At 59.4% G+C, this 19,351-nt stretch carries 23 protein-coding genes; 13 read left to right on the top strand and 10 right to left on the bottom strand.

The genetic code is table 11. The annotated features are described in order from the left end of the window. Positions 1 to 19: 19 nt before the first annotated feature. Genes EKN38_RS11825 through fliE form a run of 8 tightly spaced genes read right to left on the bottom strand, consistent with a single transcriptional unit; the run spans position 20 to position 6,971 of the window. The gene (locus EKN38_RS11825; RefSeq protein ID WP_014832555.1) at positions 20 to 427 is read right to left on the bottom strand and encodes a flagellar protein FlhE; all 408 of its coding nucleotides are present in this window, start codon (positions 425 to 427) and stop codon (positions 20 to 22) included. Next, positions 424 to 2,520 (bottom strand): flagellar biosynthesis protein FlhA, encoded by a 2,097-nt coding sequence (gene flhA / locus EKN38_RS11830; protein WP_014832554.1) that lies wholly within the window; start codon positions 2,518 to 2,520, stop codon positions 424 to 426. The genes EKN38_RS11825 and flhA overlap by 4 nt, the downstream gene beginning before the upstream one ends. Further along, on the bottom strand, positions 2,520 to 3,665 hold the full coding sequence (flhB, locus tag EKN38_RS11835) for a flagellar biosynthesis protein FlhB (RefSeq protein ID WP_014832553.1): 1,146 nt from the start codon (positions 3,663 to 3,665) through the stop codon (positions 2,520 to 2,522). Before flhB ends, flhA begins: the two co-directional genes overlap by 1 nt. Positions 3,666 to 3,683: 18 nt before the next feature. Then, positions 3,684 to 4,322 (bottom strand): protein phosphatase CheZ, encoded by a 639-nt coding sequence (gene cheZ / locus EKN38_RS11840; protein WP_014832552.1) that lies wholly within the window; start codon positions 4,320 to 4,322, stop codon positions 3,684 to 3,686. 5 nt (positions 4,323 to 4,327) lie between these two features. Beyond that, positions 4,328 to 4,714, bottom strand: coding sequence for a chemotaxis response regulator CheY (gene cheY, locus EKN38_RS11845; protein WP_014832551.1), 387 nt, complete (start codon positions 4,712 to 4,714; stop codon positions 4,328 to 4,330). Further along, entirely contained in the window at positions 4,704 to 5,780 is a 1,077-nt protein-coding gene (locus EKN38_RS11850; RefSeq protein WP_014832550.1) for a chemotaxis response regulator protein-glutamate methylesterase, read from the bottom strand. The genes cheY and EKN38_RS11850 overlap by 11 nt, the downstream gene beginning before the upstream one ends. Continuing rightward, positions 5,777 to 6,631, bottom strand: a complete 855-nt coding sequence (locus EKN38_RS11855) for a CheR family methyltransferase (RefSeq protein WP_014832549.1) — start codon at positions 6,629 to 6,631, stop codon at positions 5,777 to 5,779. Before EKN38_RS11855 ends, EKN38_RS11850 begins: the two co-directional genes overlap by 4 nt. 16 nt (positions 6,632 to 6,647) lie before the next feature. Then, positions 6,648 to 6,971: a flagellar hook-basal body complex protein FliE gene (fliE, locus tag EKN38_RS11860; protein WP_014832548.1), complete on the bottom strand. Its 324-nt coding sequence runs from the start codon at positions 6,969 to 6,971 to the stop codon at positions 6,648 to 6,650. Positions 6,972 to 7,236: 265 nt separating this feature from the next. Here fliE and fliF point away from each other — a divergent pair, with 265 nt between their 5' ends. The 13 genes from fliF (at position 7,237) to fliR (ending at position 17,656) form a co-directional block, all read left to right on the top strand. Beyond that, positions 7,237 to 8,916, top strand: coding sequence for a flagellar basal-body MS-ring/collar protein FliF (fliF, locus tag EKN38_RS11865; protein ID WP_014832547.1), 1,680 nt, complete (start codon positions 7,237 to 7,239; stop codon positions 8,914 to 8,916). Beyond that, the gene (fliG, locus tag EKN38_RS11870) at positions 8,916 to 9,902 is read left to right on the top strand and encodes a flagellar motor switch protein FliG (RefSeq protein ID WP_014832546.1); all 987 of its coding nucleotides are present in this window, start codon (positions 8,916 to 8,918) and stop codon (positions 9,900 to 9,902) included. Before fliF ends, fliG begins: the two co-directional genes overlap by 1 nt. Next, positions 9,889 to 10,593, top strand: coding sequence for a flagellar assembly protein FliH (locus EKN38_RS11875; protein ID WP_014832545.1), 705 nt, complete (start codon positions 9,889 to 9,891; stop codon positions 10,591 to 10,593). The genes fliG and EKN38_RS11875 overlap by 14 nt, the downstream gene beginning before the upstream one ends. Next, complete coding sequence (gene fliI, locus EKN38_RS11880; protein ID WP_014832544.1) at positions 10,590 to 11,954, top strand: flagellar protein export ATPase FliI; 1,365 nt, start codon at positions 10,590 to 10,592, stop codon at positions 11,952 to 11,954. Before EKN38_RS11875 ends, fliI begins: the two co-directional genes overlap by 4 nt. Positions 11,955 to 11,966: 12 nt before the next feature. Further along, on the top strand, positions 11,967 to 12,416 hold the full coding sequence (gene fliJ, locus EKN38_RS11885) for a flagellar export protein FliJ (RefSeq protein ID WP_014832543.1): 450 nt from the start codon (positions 11,967 to 11,969) through the stop codon (positions 12,414 to 12,416). Further along, complete coding sequence (locus EKN38_RS11890) at positions 12,413 to 13,474, top strand: flagellar hook-length control protein FliK (protein ID WP_014832542.1); 1,062 nt, start codon at positions 12,413 to 12,415, stop codon at positions 13,472 to 13,474. The genes fliJ and EKN38_RS11890 overlap by 4 nt, the downstream gene beginning before the upstream one ends. Before the next feature lie 129 nt (positions 13,475 to 13,603). Further along, positions 13,604 to 14,110 carry a flagellar basal body-associated FliL family protein gene (locus tag EKN38_RS11895; RefSeq protein ID WP_014832541.1) on the top strand — a complete coding sequence of 169 codons (507 nt, stop codon included), beginning with the start codon at positions 13,604 to 13,606 and terminating at the stop codon, positions 14,108 to 14,110. A 5-nt stretch (positions 14,111 to 14,115) separates the two neighbouring features. After that, the gene (fliM, locus tag EKN38_RS11900; protein WP_014832540.1) at positions 14,116 to 15,108 is read left to right on the top strand and encodes a flagellar motor switch protein FliM; all 993 of its coding nucleotides are present in this window, start codon (positions 14,116 to 14,118) and stop codon (positions 15,106 to 15,108) included. A 7-nt stretch (positions 15,109 to 15,115) separates the two neighbouring features. Beyond that, on the top strand, positions 15,116 to 15,499 hold the full coding sequence (gene fliN, locus EKN38_RS11905) for a flagellar motor switch protein FliN (protein WP_014832539.1): 384 nt from the start codon (positions 15,116 to 15,118) through the stop codon (positions 15,497 to 15,499). After that, on the top strand, positions 15,499 to 15,870 hold the full coding sequence (gene fliO, locus EKN38_RS11910) for a flagellar biosynthetic protein FliO (protein WP_014832538.1): 372 nt from the start codon (positions 15,499 to 15,501) through the stop codon (positions 15,868 to 15,870). The genes fliN and fliO overlap by 1 nt, the downstream gene beginning before the upstream one ends. A gap of 29 nt (positions 15,871 to 15,899) precedes the next feature. Next, positions 15,900 to 16,598 carry a flagellar type III secretion system pore protein FliP gene (fliP, locus tag EKN38_RS11915; RefSeq protein WP_043951784.1) on the top strand — a complete coding sequence of 233 codons (699 nt, stop codon included), beginning with the start codon at positions 15,900 to 15,902 and terminating at the stop codon, positions 16,596 to 16,598. Positions 16,599 to 16,607: 9 nt separating this feature from the next. After that, positions 16,608 to 16,877, top strand: coding sequence for a flagellar biosynthesis protein FliQ (fliQ, locus tag EKN38_RS11920; RefSeq protein WP_014832536.1), 270 nt, complete (start codon positions 16,608 to 16,610; stop codon positions 16,875 to 16,877). Continuing rightward, positions 16,877 to 17,656, top strand: coding sequence for a flagellar biosynthetic protein FliR (gene fliR, locus EKN38_RS11925; RefSeq protein ID WP_014832535.1), 780 nt, complete (start codon positions 16,877 to 16,879; stop codon positions 17,654 to 17,656). The genes fliQ and fliR overlap by 1 nt, the downstream gene beginning before the upstream one ends. Before the next feature lie 3 nt (positions 17,657 to 17,659). On the opposite strand, the gene EKN38_RS11930 is transcribed toward fliR, so the two are convergent. After that, a complete protein-coding gene (locus EKN38_RS11930; protein ID WP_014832534.1) occupies positions 17,660 to 18,184 on the bottom strand; it encodes a hypothetical protein in 525 nt (174 codons plus the stop codon). Continuing rightward, complete coding sequence (locus EKN38_RS11935) at positions 18,150 to 18,962, bottom strand: transcriptional regulator (RefSeq protein WP_043951665.1); 813 nt, start codon at positions 18,960 to 18,962, stop codon at positions 18,150 to 18,152. The genes EKN38_RS11930 and EKN38_RS11935 overlap by 35 nt, the downstream gene beginning before the upstream one ends. Between the last annotated feature and the right edge of the window lie 389 nt (positions 18,963 to 19,351).

Below are 19,351 nucleotides of genomic sequence, written 5' to 3' on the forward strand. Positions count from 1 at the left end.
CGCATCACCGACGATACGCTTAACCCCGGTTGCGATAACTCACCGTGACCTGATTTTTCAGCACGGTCAGCGGTGTGTCGAGGCGACCTCCCGCCACGGAATAATACTCAAAACGAAACGGCCCGCCTGCCGGCATCCCGGCAGGCAGGGGCAGCTCCCCGGCAAAGCCGGGCAGCGTCAGGCAGCGGGTGGCACTGCACAGGCGAATGCGAAACCCGGCTGGGGTCAGGCCATTCGTCTGAATCTTCCAGTGTACGCGAGAAGCGACGGCGCCTGCGGGCAGGGGAGAGGGGCTTTGCACCGGTTTGCTTTTCAGTACCACCTGTCCCCGGGTCATCGTACCGCCGAAGCTGCTGGCGCTCCATGAACCGTCCGCCGCCATCGCCAGCGGTGAAACCAGCAGCAGCGCAAGTCCTGCTCTCCTCATCCTTTACCCCCAATCAGATACGTCATCCGCACGTTGCGCTGGGTGTTGATCTCCTGGCTGGAAAGGACCGCCAGCTGCGGGAAGATGCGGCGCAGGTAGCGCGACAGCATCAGACGCAGGGCCGGGTTCACCAGCAGCACCGGCGGCGCGCCCAGGCCTTCCTGGTGCTGCAGCGCCTGTTCGGTCTGCTTCATCAGGTTTTCAGCTATCCCCGGCTCAATCGCGCTGCCGCTCTGGGTCGCCTGGATCAACAGCTGCTCCAGGGAGAGATCCAGCCCAATCAGCTGAATATCGTCCTCGCCCGGGAACCACTGCTGGGTGATCGCCCGGGAGAGACGCGCCCGCACGCGGGTGGTCAGCTCATCGGCATCGCTCTGGGCGGTGGCAAACTCCGCCAGCGTATCGATGATGGTGCGCATATCACGGATCGGCACGCGCTCGGCCAGCAGATTCTGCAGCACCTTGTGCAGCGTGGTCAGGCTGATGACCGCCGGGATTAAATCTTCCACCAGTTTCGGTGAATGTTTGGTGATCTGGTCGAGCAGCTGCTGCGCTTCCTGACGACCAAACAGCTCCTCGGTATGGGTGGTGATCAGATGGTTGAGGTGCGTTGCCACCACCGAACTCGGATCCACCACCGTGTAGCCCAGCGTCTGCGCCAGTTCGCGGTGGACTTCATCGATCCACAGGGCTGGCAGGCCAAAGGTCGGCTCGGTACACGGCGTGCCGGGAACTTCGCCCTCGGCGCAGCCGGGGTTGATTGCCATCCAGCGATCCGGCTGCACTTCCCCTGAACCAAGGGTGACCCCTTTAAGCAGGATGCGATAGTGCGTCGGTGCCAGGTCCAGGTTGTCACGAATATGCACGGCAGGCGGGAGGAAGCCCATCTGCTGGGCAAACTTCTTGCGGATGCCGCGCACGCGGGTCAACAGCTGGCCCTGCTGCTCGTGATCCACCATCGGGATCAGGCGATAACCCACTTCCAGACCCAGGGTATCTTCCATCTGTACATCAGACCAGGTGGCTTCGTGTACCTGCGCCATCTCGGCTTCCGTCGCGTCGGAGGCGTCAGCCTGCGCTCCACCCGTTTTTTTCGCTTCACCTTCGCGCCCGCGCAGCCACCAGGCGACGCCCAGCAGCGTGGCGGTAAACAGCAGGAAGACGAAGTTCGGCATGCCGGGGATCAGCCCCAGCAGACCAATCACGCCCGCCGCCAGCACAATCACGCGCGGAGAGGTAAACAGCTGGCCCACCATCTGCTCGCCCACATCCTGATCGTTCGCCACGCGGGTCACGACCACACCGGCCGCAGTGGAGATCACCAGACCCGGGATCTGCGCCACCAGACCATCACCGATGGTCAGCAGGGTATAGGTCTCACCGGCCACGCCCACGGACATGTCGTGCTGCATCACGCCAATCACCAGACCACCAATAATGTTGATCGCCATAATCAGCAGCCCGGCGATGGCATCGCCACGCACAAACTTACTCGCACCGTCCATCGAACCGTAGAAGTCGGCCTCCTGCGTCACCTCTTTACGGCGGCGCTTGGCTTCTTCTTCGCCGATCAGTCCGGCATTGAGATCGGCGTCAATCGCCATCTGCTTGCCCGGCATCCCGTCGAGAGAAAAACGCGCGCCCACTTCCGCAATTCGTCCCGCACCCTTGGTGATCACCATAAAGTTAATGATGATCAGAATGATGAACACGATGATACCAATGGCGAAATTACCGCCCACCAGGAAGTGGCCGAAGGCTTCTACCACCTGGCCCGCCGCTTCCGAGCCGGTATGGCCGTTCATCAGGATCACGCGCGTTGAGGCGACGTTCAGCGCCAGACGAAGCAGGGTGGAGAACAGCAGCACCGTCGGGAACGCCGAAAACTCCAGCGTATTCTGGGTAAACATGGCGACCAGCAGGATCATGATCGACAGCACGATATTGAAGGTAAACAGCAGGTCCAGCACAAAGGTCGGCAGCGGCAGGATCATCATCGCGAGGATGGTCATGATCAGTACCGGCCCGGCCAGCACCTGCCACTGGGTCTCCTTCATGTTGGGTAATCGTAATTTGGTGGCGATATTGGCCATCACTCTCTACTCTCTTGTGCAAAATCCATCCCCGCCGGAACGGGAAGATCTTTAGGTGTCAGCGGACGTAAGCCATAGCCCTTACGCCAGCGCTTAAGGCCATAAACCCAGGCCAGCACCTCCGCCACCGCGCTATACAGCTCGGCGGGAACCGGTGTGCCGGGGTCACAATGGCGATACAGGGCGCGCGCCAGCGGCGGCGCCTCAAGCATAGGGACCCGGTTCTCTTCGGCCAGTTCACGGATGCGCAGGGCAATCAGCCCGCTACCGCTGGCAACCACCATCGGCGCGCCCATGGCACCTTCCTGGTACTTCAGGGCGACCGAATAGTGGGTCGGGTTATTCACCACCACGTCAGCGGTGGGGACGTCGGTCATCATTCGCTGCTGCGCCATCTGACGCTGCAACTGGCGAACCTTGCTTTTAATCAGCGGGTCGCCTTCCTGATTTTTGAATTCGTCTTTGATTTCCTTCAGGCTCATGCGCAGCTTCTTGAAGTTGCTCCAGAGCTGGTAAACCACGTCGAACGCCACCATCGGGATCAGCGATAAAATAATGACCAGCATGCAGCCCATCAGCAGGGCGCTGATATCCCCCAGTGCCAGGCGCAGCGGTTCATACATCAGGCTGATAAATTTCCCTTTGTTGAACCACAAAAACAGCCCGCCGCCGATGCCCGCCAGCATCACCTTCAGAATGCTCTTCACCATCTCCGATACCATCTGCCCGGAAAACAGGCGTTTGATGCCGCTGATCGGATTGAGCTTTTTGACGTTAAATTTGAGGGCTTTGGCGCTCATATTCAGGCCGCCAATCAGCGACGGCGTGGCGACGGCAGTCAAAAACAGCCCGCCCACAAACGGCAGCAGGGCCAGAAAGGCGATACCCAGCAGCGCTCCGGCGTGATGCAGCATCTGCTGCGGGTCGCTGACTAACAGCCGGTCAAACGTTAAGCCGTTATGCAGCAGATGCTGCAGCTGTTTCGCCAGCCAGCCGCCCGCAACCAGCAGTAGCCCCCAGCCTGCCAGCAGCATCAGGACGCTCGTCAGCTCGCGCGAGCGGGGAACCTGTCCCTCTTCGCGCGCTTTTTGCTTTCGGTGGGGTGTGGGGTCTTCTGTTTTTTCGCTGTCGTTTTGTTCTGACATGACATTCGCCCGGCGGGATTAGAAGCCGAGTGACTCCAGCAGATCGTCCACCTGCTCCTGAGACGCCACAATGCCTTCGGCGCGGGTATCGATCTGCGGACCGTTCTTCAGATGCGCATCACCGGTGGCGGCGCTGGCGTCGCGTTCGCTCATGTTTTCCACCAGCACGCTGATAAGTTCTTTCTCGACGGTCTCAATCACGTGCATCAGGCTTTGCAGCACCTGACCGGTAAGATCCTGGAAATCCTGCGCCATCATGATTTCGGTTAGCTGGCGGTTGGTCTGCTGGGTCTTCTCCGGCACGTCGTGCAGGAAGGCGCGGGTGGCTTTGACCAGCTCGCGGGCATCCTCCAGCGGCTGCGGGTTTTCAAACCAGGCGTCCCAGCGGGCGCTCAGCGCGGTGGCGTTATCGCTTAGCCCTTCCTGCAGGGGGCGCGCCACTTCCACGCTGGTTAGCGCGCGATCGGCGGCCTGAGAGGTCTTGCCGACCACGTAGTTCAGGCGGTCACGGGTGTTCGGAAAGGCGTCCGCGACTTCCATAATCGCCTGCTCCAGACCGAGGTTGGCCATGCTGTCGCGCAGCAGACGGGTCAGCTGTCCAATGCGAACGAAAATCTCTGTGGCGTTATCCGCCTGCATGTTTAACGGGGAGTTCATAAGGGTTACCCGAGTTTTTCAAAGATTTTGCCGAGCTTTTCTTCCAGCGTGGCAGCGGTAAACGGCTTAACGATGTAACCATTAGCCCCCGCCTGAGCGGCCGCGATGATGTTCTCTTTCTTCGCTTCTGCGGTTACCATCAGGACCGGCAGTTTTGACATCGCCGCATCGCTGCGGATGGTTTTCAGCAGCTCCAGACCGTCGATATTGGGCATATTCCAGTCGCTGACGACGAAATCGAAGTCGCTGGTGCGCAGCTTGTTGAGCGCGTCCTGGCCGTCTTCGGCCTCATCAATGTGCTTGTAGCCCAGATCCTGCAGCAGGTTTCGTACGATGCGTCGCATGGTGGCGAAGTCGTCTACCACCAGAAAACGCAAATTTTTATCCGACATGGGGGAGATCTCCTGAACGTGAGTCGGTTTTGGATAATTTATGTTTATGAAAACTGTCCAGTAAGCACTGGCTGATATCGTCGAGATCGACGACCTTTTTCGCCGCGCCCAGCGCAATCGCCTCACGCGGCATGCCGAACACCACGCAGGTGGCTTCGCTCTGCGCGAGGGTAAAGGCGCCGGTCTGGCGCAGGTGCAGCAGACCGCGCGCGCCGTCCGCGCCCATGCCGGTCAGCAGGGCGGCGGTGGCGTGTTTGCTGGCCTGACGCGCCACGGAGTCAAACAGCACATCCACCGACGGGCGATGGCGGTTCACCGGCGGGGCATCGCTGAGCCTGACCCGGTAGCCATTGTCCTGGCAGAGGATCTCCATATGGCGATCGCCCGGGGCAATCAGGGCGGTACCGGGTCGCACCGGTTCGCCATCCTGCGCTTCCCGCACGGCAATCTGGCACAGCGAGTCAAGCCGCTGGGCGAAGGAGTAGGTGAAACCGGCAGGCATGTGCTGGGCGATCACAATCCCCGGTGTGCTGACCGGCAGCGGCATCAGCACCCGGCGCAGCGCCTCCGTGCCGCCCGTAGACGCGCCGATGGCGATGATGCTTTGCTGGCGCACGGGAATACCGGCGAGGATCGGTCTGACGTCGGGGTTATGCTGTGCCAGCCTCGCGCGAGCCGCGACGCGGATCTTCTCCACCACCAGCTGGCTCCAGCTGTCGATGTTCTCGGCGCCGCGGTGCTCCGGCTTGGGCAAAAAATCCACCGCACCGTGCTCCAGCGCGGTCATAGTGGCTTTCGACCCCCGGGTGGTCAGGGAGGAGACCATAATCACCGGCATCGGGCGCAGGCGCATCAGGCGGGAGAGAAACTCCAGCCCGTCCATTCGCGGCATGTCGATATCCAGCGTCAGCACGTCCGGGTTAAGCTGTTTAATCAGCTCGCGCGCAATAAACGCGTCCGGCGCCGTGCCGACCATTTCCATATCCGGCTGCTGATTGACCACCGCGCTGAGCATGTTGCGCATCAGGGCGGAATCATCGACCGCCAGCACACGAATCGCCTTCACCGTGTGGCCTCCGTCAGTTCATACACCGACTGCCCCCGCAGGCGCAGCGGAATATGTGTGTGGTTAAAATGTTCCGAATGGCCGACAAACAGCAGGCCACCCGGCTTAAGCAGACGCGCAAAGCGCTGCAACAGACGCTGCTGCGTCGGTGCGTCGAAATAAATCATCACGTTACGGCAGAAAATGGCGTCGAACGGCCCGGGAACGGACCACTTTTCATCGAGTAAATTCAGCTGCTGGTAGTGAATGGCCGACAGCAGTTCCCGCCGGGCTTTCACCCACTCGCTGTTGTTGCCCGCCCCGCGCAGAAAATAGTGACGCTTTTGCGCCAGCGTCAGCGCGTCCAGATCGCTCAGCCGGTAAACGCCCGCTTCGGCCTTAGCCAGCACCTCGGTGTCGATATCCGACGCCCAGATACGCGGCCCGGCCACCGACGCACCCAGCTGCTCGTTGAGCGTCATGGCGATAGAGCAGGGCTCTTCCCCCGTTGAGGCGGCGGTACACCAGACGCGATAGCCATTCGCGCGCTGGCGCGCATGTTCCGCGAGGATCGGGAAGTGATACGCCTCGCGGAAAAAGGAGGTCAGGTTGGTGGTCAGCGCGTTGATAAAGTTCTGCCATTCCGGGTGCTCAGAGTGCGACTCAAGCAGGGCGATATACTCGCTGAACGAGGCCAGCCCCAGCGTGCGCACGCGACGGGAGAGACGATTAAAAATCATCTCTCGCTTTTGCGCGTTGACGACAATGCCGGCGCGCTTATAGATTAATTTCCCGACACGCTGTAATTCGCTGTCAGTCAGTGAAAGCGTATTCAGGGATAAGCGTGCAGGCGTGCTGTTAATTTCACTCATAGAAGGGGATCAGACCTTAAACCGGCGTATTCATTATTTCCTGATAGGCGCTAATCATCTTATTTCGTGCCTGCATACCAAAGCTGAATGAAATAGACGATTTCTGCATCGCCAGCATTACGTCATTCAGGGCAATATCGCTACTTCCAGACATCCATTGCTGTGTTTTGCTCTTTGCCTCAACCTGGGTTTTATTTATTTCGTTAATGCTGTTAAATAAAACGTCAGAAAAGGCAGGGGCCTCGTCGCGCGAGGTGTGCAGCCGGTGAGACGGGCCGCTGACCTGCTGCGCCTGGGTTTGAATTTGATCGAGTACGCCACGCATTAATGTCGCTGACATTCTTTTTATTCCTGGTAATTAAGATAAAAACGGCGGTTTGTTGCACATCTTTTAAACGTCGACAGCTTAACACGCGTTTAAAAACCTCAGAAAATCCAATAAGCCGACAGAACTTTGAGCTTATTTATCCTTAAAAAAAATGCCTTTCAGACGATAATGCCCGCCTGAAAAATTCTTATATTTTTGAAATCGTCGACATCACTCTCGCGAATTTCGTGAGCTGACGCGCATCGCGGATGCGTGCTATTTCATACAGGAATACGGCATGAGTGCCACACTAAATGAGTTAACCAACAATCCGGCAGAGCGAATTAAATCGATGCTGTCCTCACTTCGCGGCAGCCCGAAGCTTTTGCTGGTGATTTGCGGCGCTGCGGCGCTTTCCGTCATCATCGCGTTAATGTTCTGGGCAAAGGAGCCGGATTACCGGGTGCTGTTCAGTAATATCAGTGATGAAGAAGGCGGCGCCATCGTGGCGCAGCTGTCGCAGCTCAATGTCCCTTACCGCATCGACACGCCGGGTGGCGTGATCATGGTCCCGGCATCGCAGGTGCATGAGGTGCGCATGAAGCTGGCCCAGCAGGGGCTGCCGAAAGGCGGCGGCGTGGGCTTTGAACTGCTCGATCAGGAGAAATTTGGCGTCAGCCAGTTCACCGAGCAGGTGAACTACCAGCGCGCCCTGGAAGGCGAGCTGGCGCGCACCATTGAAAATCTCGGCCCGATCCAGAGTGCGCGCGTGCACCTGGCCACGCCAAAACCGTCGATGTTTGTCCGCGAACAGAAAAAGCCGACCGCGTCCGTCACCGTTAACCTGCTGCAGGGCCGCACCCTGGACGACAGCCAGGTGGTGGCGATCACCCATCTTATCTCCAGCGCGGTGACCGGGCTGGCCGCAGAGAGCGTGACCATTGTCGATCAGCGCGGCAACCTGCTGACCCAAAGCGGCCTGCGCGGCCTGCAGACCGCGCACCTGAAATACACCAATGAAATCGAGAGTGACTACCAGCAGCGCATCCAGCGCATTCTCGCCCCGCTGGTGGGGGATGAAAACATCCGCGCCCAGGTGACCGCGCAGATTGATTTCACCGAGCAGGAGCAGACGCAGGAGCAGTATCAGCCGAACAGCGACCCTGAAAAAATGGCGATCCGCAGTCGTCAGGCCAGCCTGGCCGAGCAGGGGAATCGCCGTGGTGCCAGCGGCGTACCGGGCGCGCTGAGCAACACGCCTCCCGCGCCGGCGACCGCGCCCATCACCCAGCCGCTGAACACGCCAGTGGATGATAAAAAAGAGAAAACTACCGGCAACAACGCCAGCCGTGAGACGCCGCAGCCGTACAACAACCGCAGTGACGAGACCACCAACTTTGAGGTGGATCGCACCCTTACGCACACCAAATCCAGCGTGGGGCGCATTCAGCGTTTGTCCGTGGCGGTGGTGATAAACCATCTGCCGCAGGGCGAAGAGGGTAAGGCTGGGCCGATTAGCGAGGCCGAACTGACCCGCATTAACGCGTTGGTCAAAGAGGCGATTGGCTATAACGCCAGCCGTGGCGACAGCGTCAACATCCTCAACTCCGCCTTTAACGGCGTGGTGGAAGAGCCGGTTCCGCCGTTCTGGGAGCAGGATCGCTTCTACGCGTTGCTGATGGCTATCGCCCGCTATCTGGTCATCGCCATTATCGCCTGGGTCATGTGGCGCAAGCTGGTACAGCCTGCCTGGGTTCGCCACCAGGAGACCACCCTGCGCCGTCTGGAGATGGAAAAAGAGGCGCGGGAGGAAGAGATTGCCGCGAAAAAACGTGCAGCGGAGAAAAGCAACCGCGACCGTGCCCAGCAGCGGGTGGATACGGAACTCAATGGTCAACAGCTGCGTGAGCTGGCAGAGCAGGAGCCGCGCGTTATTGCCCTCGTGATCCGCCAGTGGATGAGTAAGGAGCCGAAATAATGAATGCCTCAGAAAAAAGCGCCATCGTCATGCTGACGCTGGGAGATGTCCTGGCGGCGGAGGTGTTCAAGCACCTCAACGCCCACGAGGTGAAGCAGATCAGTGGCTCGATGGTCAACATGGCGGGCTTCACCCACGACCAGATGGCCATGGTGCTGGAGGAGTTTAAGAAAGACTCCAGCGAATATGCGGCGCTGAGCCTCAACACCAACGATTATCTGCGCAGCGTGCTGGTCAAGGCGCTGGGCGAAGAGCGCGCTTCCTCGCTGCTGGAAGATCTGCTGGATACCCACCAGGGCACCAACGGCATCGAAACGCTCAACTTTATGGATCCGCAGGCGGTGTTCGACCTTATCCGCGAAGAGCATCCGCAGATCATCGCCACCATCCTGGTCCACCTTAAGCGTAACCAGGCGGCGGACGTGCTGGGTAAATTCGACGATCGTGAGCGTAACGACATCATGCTGCGTATTGCCACCTTCGGCGGGGTACAGCCTGCCGCGCTGCAGGAGCTGACGGAAGTGCTCAACAACCTGCTGCACGGTCAGAACCTCAAGCGCAGCAAAATGGGCGGCGTCCGTCCGGCGGCCGAGATCCTCAATCTGATGAAATCTCAGCAGGAAGAGGCGGCCATCGAGGCGGTACGCGAGTTCGACGGCGAGCTGGCGCAGAAGATCATCGACGAGATGTTCCTGTTCGAAAATCTGGTGGATGTGGAAGACCGCAGCATCCAGCGCCTGCTGCAGGAGATCGAGAGCGATACGCTGATCATCGCGCTGAAAGGGGCCGACGAGCCGCTGCGCATGAAGTTCTTCCGCAACATGTCGCGCCGTCAGGCCGAGCTGATGACCGACGATCTGGCCTCCCGTGGCCCGGTGCGTTTGTCGCAGGTGGAAGCCGAACAGAAAACTATCCTCAACGTGGTGCGTCGCCTGGCCGAGTCCGGCGAGATCCTGATTGGAGGCAGCGACGATGCCTACATTTGATGAACATAACGCTACCGGGTGGCGCGCCTGGCAGCCTGAAAACCTGCTGGGTGAACCTCAGGACACCCCGCTGCCCACGCTGGATAACACCCAGTCTGAGGCGCAGCTGAAAGCCGAACTGGCGCGTCTGCGCAAGCAGGCGGAACAGCAGGGCTTTGCCCAGGGGCAGCAACAGGGCCAGGAAGAGGGCCGCAAACAGGGCTATGAGGCCGGGTTGAAAGAGGGCCGCGACGCCGGGTTTGCCCAGGGCGTCGAGCAGGCGCGTGTGGAGCAGCAGGCGCTGCTGCGCGAGGCGGAAACCTGGGTCAGCAACTTTAAGCTGGCACTGGAAAACCTCGAAGGGCTGGTCCCCGCGCGTCTGGTGCAGCTGTCCCTGATGGCGGTGCAGCAACTCTACGGTTCGTCTCGTGTGGCAGATAACCATGCTTTGGTGACCCAGATCCGCAGCCTGATGCAGCAGGACGCGCTGCTGCACGGCACCATCCAGCTGTATGTCAGCCCGGATGCGTTTACCGCGGTGCAGCAGGCGCTGGGTGAAACACTCACCGCGATGGGCTGGGAATTGCACCGCGACGCGAGCCTGGCCGCCGGAGGCTGCCGGGTGGTCTCCCCGGATGTGGAGGTGGATGCCAGCATGGAAACCCGCTGGCAGGCGCTCTGTCAGCTGGCGCGCGAGGAGCTCTCGCAATGAGCCAGCAGTTAAAAACATGGCTATCGGCCCTCGACCGGGTGGAGGAGAAACTCACCCAGGTGCCCGATTTTCGCCAGTACGGCAAGCTGACGCGCGCCACCGGGCTGGTGATGGAGGCCGTGGGACTGAAGCTGCCGATCGGTGCCCTGTGCATCGTTGAGCGCCAGACGGAGCAGGGCATTATCCCGGTAGAGAGTGAAGTGGTGGGCTTTAACGGCCAGACGCTGTTCCTGATGCCGCTGGAGCATGTCGACGGCATTCTGCCGGGGGCGCGTATCTACGCCCTGCAAAGTGACAACCACGCGGGTAAGCAACTGCCCGTGGGGCCGCATCTGCTGGGCCGCGTGCTGGATGCCCAGGGCCGTCCGCTGGATGGCCGCCCCGCGCCGGGGAAACCGGCGGCGGGGCTGTTTACCCCAACGCTTAATCCGCTGCACCGCGATCCGATTAAAAACGTGCTCGACGTCGGCGTGCGCGCCATCAACGGCCTGCTGACGGTGGGACGCGGGCAGCGTATGGGCCTGTTCGCCGGTTCCGGCGTCGGCAAAAGCGTGCTGCTCGGCATGATGGCCCGTTTCACTACCGCTGACGTCATCGTGGTGGGGCTGATTGGCGAGCGTGGCCGCGAAGTGAAAGATTTTATCGAGAATATCCTCGGCGAGCAGGGGCTGGCGCGTGCGGTAGTGGTTGCCGCTCCGGCTGACGTTTCGCCGATTTTGCGCATGCAGGGGGCCGTTTACGCGACGCGCATCGCGGAAGATTTTCGCGAACGCGGCCTCAACGTGCTGCTGATCATGGACTCCCTGACGCGTTACGCCATGGCGCAGCGTGAAGTGGCCCTGGCGATTGGCGAACCGCCCGCGACCAAAGGCTATCCACCGTCGGTCTTCGCCCGTCTGCCCGCGCTGGTTGAACGTACCGGTAACGGCGTGAAAGGGGGCGGCTCGATCACCGCGTTTTATACGGTGCTCACCGAAGGGGACGATCAGCAGGATCCGATTGCCGACTCCGCGCGGGCGATCCTCGACGGCCATATCGTGCTGTCGCGTCGTCTTGCTGAGGCGGGGCACTATCCGGCGATCGATATTGAAGCCTCGATCAGCCGTGCCATGACCGAGCTTATCCCGCATGCCCAGTACCGCAAGGTGCAGCGTTTTAAACAGCTGCTTTCCGCGTATCAGCGCAACCGCGATCTGGTCAGCGTGGGGGCGTACGTCAAAGGCAGCGACGCGATGCTGGATCAGGCTATCGACAAATATCCGTCACTGGAGGCGTTCCTCCATCAGGCGATCCACGAGCGCAGCGGCTATGACGACGCCGTTCGCGCCCTGTCCGGGCTCTTCCCGGACATCAGGGACTAATCCGGAGGCGCGATGAACGTGAAAAACCCCATGACGCTGCTGCGCGATATGGCGCAGGAGACGCTGACCGAGACCACCCGCGCGCTGGGTGGGGCGCAGCAGCAGCTCCAGCAGGCGATGACCCAGCACGAACAGCTGCAGCACTATGAGCAGGAGTACCAGCAGTCCCTGCGTCAGGGAATGATGGGCGGCGGTATGTCGGTGGCGGATCTGGTGAATCACCAGTCGTTTATTTTGTCGCTGAAACAGGTGGTGAAGCAGCAGGAAGGCCACGTTAACGCCTGCGAAAAGGCGGTAGACGAGGTGAAGCAGAATTGGGTGCAAAACAAGCAGCGCCTGAACGCGTTTGAAACCCTGATTGAGCGCCGGGCGACGGCGCAGGCCCTGGTTCAGAGCCGACATGAACAAAAGCTGATGGATGAATTTGCTCAGCGTGCCGGACAAAAGAGAGAAAGGCTATGAACATTGATATTGCCGCCCTGTTACTGGGTGGCGCAGCACAGGGCAAACCGAAGGCCGGATTGCTCGCAGACGAAGGCTTCAGCCTGGCGCTGGATGACAAGCTGGCGGAACTGGCGCAGCTTTTCCCGGGGCTTGACCCCCAGGCGCTGGCAGCCATGCCGGAAGCCGCGCTGGCGGGGTTGTCCGCGGATTTACTGCCGCAACAGCTTACCGACGACGCACCGGTAACGGATGCCGACGGTATGCTGCTCGCCGCGCCGCCGGGGCTGGCAGAGGCCCTGAAAGGGGTTTCACTCACCGACGGTGAGGGTGAAGAGAGCCCGCAGTGGCAGCTGCAACAGCTGGTGACCCGCAGCGTCACCGGAGCAGAGCCGGTTGAATTTGCAGAGGGCGTAGTGAGCGGCCAAACCCCGGCGCGAGAAGGCAAAACGGTGTCTCCCCTGATGGCCGCCGCCGGGAACACGCCAGCGGCAAATGCCGCACCGCTGACGGCGCAGCCCGCAGCGGTGAGCAGTGAGGCGATAATCACGGCAGACGTGCCTGCGAGCTCATCGGTGAGCGCCGTGGCGCTGCCGGCCGCCGTACGCACCAGTGTGGCGCATGCACCGCAGCAGGTTGTCACCGTCAACCATCCGCCGGAAACGCCGGAGTGGAAGCAGTCAGTCAGCCAGCATATCGCTATCTTTAGCCGTAACGGGCTGCACAGCGCGGAGATCCGCCTGCACCCGGAAGAGCTGGGGTCGCTGCAGATCTCCCTGCGTATGCAGCAGGATCAGGCGCAGATCCATATCGTCAGCGAACATGCGCATATTCGTCACGTCATGGAGCAGGCCATGCCGCAGCTGCGTGCCGCGATGGCGGAATCGGGTATTCAGCTCGGCCAGGCAAACGTGAGCGCGGAAGGGCAGCAGTTTGCCGCCGGTGAGCAGGGCCAGAACGCATCGGGTGACGAGCACGGCGCGCAGGAAGGGGAAGAGCCGTTGATGGAAGAGGAGATCGTGCCGACCTTATTAACCACCACCCCCGGAAATATATACGGAATAAATACCTTTGCCTGAAGTGGCGAATTAGCTTCAGGAATGAAATTTTATCACCTGATTATCAGGATGATGATATGGACTACAATGTCCGCCATATTGACCCGAGGGTAGTACGCTGCCCTCTCTTATTTATCAGGTGTACGTTCAATGAGTAATAAAAATAAAAAGGTCGCCAGCGGCGGAGGGTCTCGCTCGCTTCTGATGACGTTCATGTTTTTGACTGCCGTTGCGGCGTGCGGTTTTTCCGGCTACCTGTTCTGGGAAATGAAATTTGCGAAACCGGCAGCAGAGGTTGCACAAGGGGAAGTGCAGGCAACACCGGCGCCGGTCCAGGTTGAGCCGCTGTACGCCTCGATGAATACCTTTACCGTGAGCCTGAAACCCACGGCGAACGAATCGGATCGGGTATTGTATCTGGGCTTGTCCATTCGCGTGGCAGAACAGAAATCACTGGCGGTGCTGGAAAAATATTTGCCGGAATATCGCAGCCGCTTATTTATGTTGCTTACTCACCAGACCTATGAAGATTTATCGACGGATGAAGGAAAGCGTCGCCTGATTACCAATATTCAGAGTGAGCTCGATAAACCGCTGGCATTTAACCAGTCCATTCGCGTCACTGACGTGCTTATTAACGAATTTATTCTGCGGTAATTATTATGGCTGACAGCTTTTTATCTCAGGATGAGATCGACCGGTTGCTAAACGCCGATGCGGAGAGCAACAGCGAACATCATAAAAACGGCGCAGACGCGGGGGTCAAACCTTACGATCCGCACACCCAGCGCCGGGTTATTCGCGAGCGTCTGCACTCGCTGGAAATTATTAACGAACGCTTTGCCCGTCAGTTCCGTATGGGGCTGTTTAACCTGCTGCGCCGTAGCCCGGATATTACGGCAGGGAACATTAAGATCCAGCCGTATCATGAGTTTGCCCGCAACCTGCCGGTGCCGACAAACCTGAACCTGCTGCACCTTAACCCGCTGCGCGGCACCTCGCTGATGGCGTTCTCGCCGGGGCTGGTGTTTATGGCCGTGGATAACCTGTTTGGCGGCGACGGTCGTTTCCCGACCAAGGCCGACGGCCGTGAGTTTACGCCCACTGAACAGCGCGTGATCCACCGCATGCTGTCGATGGCGCGCGAGGCGTACGAATTTGCCTGGAGTTCGATCTATAAAATCAAAACGGAGTACATCCGCTCTGAAATCCAGGTGAAGTTCACCAATATCACCTCATCGCCGAATGACGTGGTGGTCACCACGCCGTTTTCGGTGGAGATCGGCTCGCATCGCGGGGAGTTTAATATCTGTATTCCCTTCAGCACCATCGAGCCGCTGCGCGAGTTGCTGAGTAACCCGCCGATGGACAACTCACGCCATGAGGACTCCCACTGGCGCGGCCTGCTGGCCAGCCAGATGCGGGAAACCGAGCTGGAGCTCACGGCACGGTTCGCCGATATCGGCACCCGGCTTTCCAGCGTCATGCAGATGAAAAAAGGCGACATCATCGCGCTTGATAAGCAGGAGTTTATCGAGGCCAGCGTCGGTGGCGTACCGGTCTTCACGGCCCGCTACGGCGCTGTTAACAATCAATATGCCCTGAAGGTCGAGCAGATGATTCAGCCTTCATTACTTTCATTAAACAAGGAGTAATTTCCCCATGAGCGATATGAACACCTCATCGGGTTCTGACGATCAGTCCATCGATAATCTTTGGGGTGAGGCCATGACCGAACAGCACGCGGCGGGAATTACCGACACCATGGCTGCACCGCAATTTTCTGACGAGATGAACCTGATCCTGGATATTCCGGTAAAAATGACCGTGGAGCTGGGACGCACCAAAATGACCATCAAGGAGCTGCTGCGTTTAAGCCAGGGCTCGGTGGTATCGCTGGACGGGCTGGCGGGGGAACCGCTGGATATTCTGATCAATGGTTACCTGATTGCGCAGGGTGAAGTGGTGGTGGTCTCCGATAAGTTCGGCATCCGTATTACGGATATCATCACCCCGTCTGAGCGTATGCACCGTCTGAGCCGCTGATGAACGCCACTGACTCCCTTCCTGCCACCGGCTCGGTGCTGATGACGGTCAGCGGCGCGCTGGCGTTGATTATCCTGCTGATGGTGGTGATGGCCTGGGCCGCCCGCCGCAGCGGGCTGGCGCGTCAGCTGAACGACGCCCAGGGCAACATGACCCTGGTGGCGACCCAGTCGCTGGGGCCGCGCGAGCGCCTGGTGCTGGTTGACGTGGGCGAACAGCGTCTGGTGCTGGGCGTTACCGCCTCGCAGATTACCTGCCTCGCCACCCAGCCGCGCCCGGAAAACGCCCCGCAGACCACCGCGCCGGCGGCGACCTTTCCGCTGATGCTGGAAAAGCTGCGCCAGAAATACCGTCCGGGAGGTGAGCAGTGAGCCTTCGTCTGCTGCTGGCGATCGCCCTGATGCTGCCTGCCGCCGGTGCGCTGGCGGCCAACGCTGACATCACCCTCGGCCAGCCTGCCGGGGAAGGGGGCTGGACGCTGCCGGTACAAACCCTGCTGCTGCTGAGCGGCTTTACCTTTATCCCTGCCGTACTGCTGATGATGACCGGGTTTACCCGCATCATCATTGTGCTGGGGTTAATGCGTAACGCGCTCGGCACACCCACCGCGCCACCCAACCAGGTGCTGGTGGGGCTGTCGCTGTTTTTGACCTTCTTTGTGATGTCGCCGGTGTTCAGCCAGATCTACGAAAAAGCCTGGCAGCCGCTGCAGGAAAATAAAATCACCATGGAGGTGGCGCTCACCGAAGGGGTGAAACCGCTGCGTGCGTTCATGCTCGACCAGACACGCGAAAGCGATCTGGCGATGTTCGCCCGTATCGCGAAGACGCCGGATATCGCCTCGCCGGAAGAAGTGCCGCTCAGCATTCTGGTGCCGGCGTTTATCACCAGCGAGCTGAAAACCGCCTTCCAGATTGGCTTCACCATCTTTATTCCGTTCCTGATTATCGACCTGGTGGTCGCCAGTATCCTGATGGCGCTGGGGATGATGATGGTCCCGCCGACCACCATTGCGCTGCCGTTCAAGCTGATGCTGTTTGTGCTGGTCGACGGCTGGCAGCTGCTGGTGGGTTCGCTGGCCCAGAGCTTTTACAGTTAGGAGAGACCCATGACCCCGGAAAGCGTAATGGTGATTGGCATGCAGGCGATCAAGGTGGGACTGATGGTATCAGGCCCGCTGCTGGTGGCCGCGCTGGTCACCGGTCTTATCATCAGCATTTTGCAGGCCGCCACCCAGGTCAACGAAATGACCATGACCTTCATCCCAAAAATCCTGATGATTGTCGGCGTCGCGGTGGCGCTTGGCCCGTGGATGATGAAAATCTTTATCGAATACACCCGCGCGGTGTTCGCCAGCATTCCCTACGTGATCGGCTGATGGCCTTCGGACTTCCTCTCGACCAGCTCTACGGGCTGGTCAGCCACTACTTTTTCATTATGGTGCGCATTGCCGCGCTGCTGCACGTTGCCCCTGTCTTTGGCGAGAAGGCGATCAACGCCCGGCTGCGTGCGTGCCTGGCGCTGCTGACGGCGATCCTGATCGGCGGCATGCTGCCCGATGCGCAGGTGGGGCTTTACTCCTGGGAAGGGGTCTGGGTGCTGGCCAAACAGGTGATTATCGGCGCGGCGATGGGGCTGACGCTGCAACTGCTGTTTGCCGCTGTGCGCATGGCCGGTGAGATCATCGGGATGCAAATGGGGCTGTCGTTTGCCACCTTCTTTGACCCCGGGGCCGGCAACAGCCCGGTGATCTCGCGCTTTCTCAACCTGCTGGTGACGCTGCTGTTCCTCGCCTTTAACGGCCATCTCTGGCTGCTGGCGCTGCTGGCGGAGACCTTCCAGACGCTGCCGGTTGACGCCACACTGCTGCATGCGGGCGGGTTTATGTACCTGGTCACCCACGCGGGGCTCATCTTCAGCCAGGGGTTGATGCTGGGACTGCCGATTATCGCCCTTCTGTTGTGCATCAACTTTATCCTCGGGCTGTTAAACCGCCTGACGCCACAGCTCTCCATCTTCGTGATTGGTTTCCCGCTGACGCTCACCTTCGGCATGCTGGCGCTGTTCCTGATTGCCGAAACGCTGGCCCCGTTCTTTGAGCGCCTGATGGCCGCCGGGTTTGATACCCTTGCCGGCCTGATTCAGGCGCTGGTGTAACCGTCAGTTCATGCAGGCGATACGGGCGACGGTTTCCGTGCCGGAGGCCAGCACTTTATCGTCCAGCAGATACACGGTGCTGGTGGCCACTTCACCTGGTTTAATCTGCGGGAAGATATAGTCGGTCACGTCTTTATCCGCGGTCTGGCCACCGAGCTTGCGGTGCTGGCTGGTGACGGTCAGATGGATCCGTTTGCCCGACACGTCTACGTCGTAACGCACTTCACGGTTCACCGCTTTGGGCAGTCCGTCGCGCTTGCCGTCCCTGAAGTGGCTGATAGTGCCGATATAGGTGGTATGCCCGCTGAACAGACCGTCGCGATAGGAGCGGTAGATACCCCGTGCCAGCGTCGCGTTGTTGTCGTCCTCTATCACGTAGTAGGAGGTGGGGGCAATACACTGCGAGGCGTACGCGGTGGTTTTAAACCCGTACAGCGCCATACCGCCCAGCCCGGCGACCATCCCGCCCACAAACAGCAGGGTGAGCGGGGATTTAATAAAGGCGAAAATAGAACGATTCGCAGTCATTCCCTGAATCCTTAAAGGGTTGTTGGCAGGCAATAAGCCCCTGGAACTGGCTCATTTTTTCAGAGCCGGTGGTGACGTACAGCACGGCGGCCGGTTTTTCGTTGGGACGGCGGTCCAGCACGTGACGGGTATAGGTTTGCAGCGTGGATTCAATCAGCGCTTGTTGCGACTGTTTATCCTGCTGAACCATCACCTGCGTGCCGGGCGGCACGCCAGGGCCATTCCAGCGCACAAAGTGAACCGGCTGCGGGCTAAAATCGACGATCCCGCGCAGGAGCAGCGCAATCGCCAGCCCAACGAGTACGCCCGCCAGGGTGACACCGATCTTTTGCCTGAGCGCATTGCGGGCGCGGGCTGGGAGGTGCGTAACAGCCGGTGGTGCTTCTGGTGTTTCGGCCTGTATCGGTTCATCCTCCAGGGGCAGGGGTTCCGCTTGTGGCAGTTCGCTGCTCGCCTCCCGCACCAGCAGGCGATAGCCGCTGCGCGTCACGGCGATGAGCGTGATGGCTTCCTGCAGGTTCAGTTGAGTAAACGCGCGGCGCAGTTTGGTGATCATCACCCGTACGCTGTTGTCCGTGACTTCTACCCCGGCGCTACGCCAGCCGATCTCCATGAGTTGTTCCTGGGAAAGCACCTCACCCTGCGCCTCGGCCAGTGCGGCGAGACACAGGCACGCGCTCTGGGGAAGGGTAACGGTCTCTTGCGTATCCGTCCGGGTAAGTTCTCGGGTCTGTACATCCAGCGTTAGTGACGTTCCAATCGCGATAGGGTTTAGCATAGTTATTTGATTCTTCTGGTGTAATGGACATCGCTTCTGGCTAGTGTAATTAATAGTAATGAATGCACGGTATTGCTAGCCGAAGGCCAGAGCGACATGCTTTTTATGTCTTACGTCATATTTTTGCAACCACTACGTAATAACAGCCTTAACAGGATTAAGGTTATTAATCGGGCTCTTATTAACCCTGTAAAAAGTAATGCTTAGGAGTGTTTTACTTTAATTATATTAAAACCAATCACTTGCAGTTGTGATGGCGGAGGTGGGGCATCCGTAGCGTTGATAATGAGACGCTGTTATTATTTCAAATTAATAATTTTTAATCTGTATATATTTATTAATTGTGTTGGGAATGGGGCCGGGGCGGTTGCGAATGAGGTCAGCAAATT

Origin of the sequence: Enterobacter sp. WCHEn045836 (assembly GCF_003965585.1) — a bacterium.
Lineage (GTDB): Bacteria > Pseudomonadota > Gammaproteobacteria > Enterobacterales > Enterobacteriaceae > Enterobacter > Enterobacter dissolvens.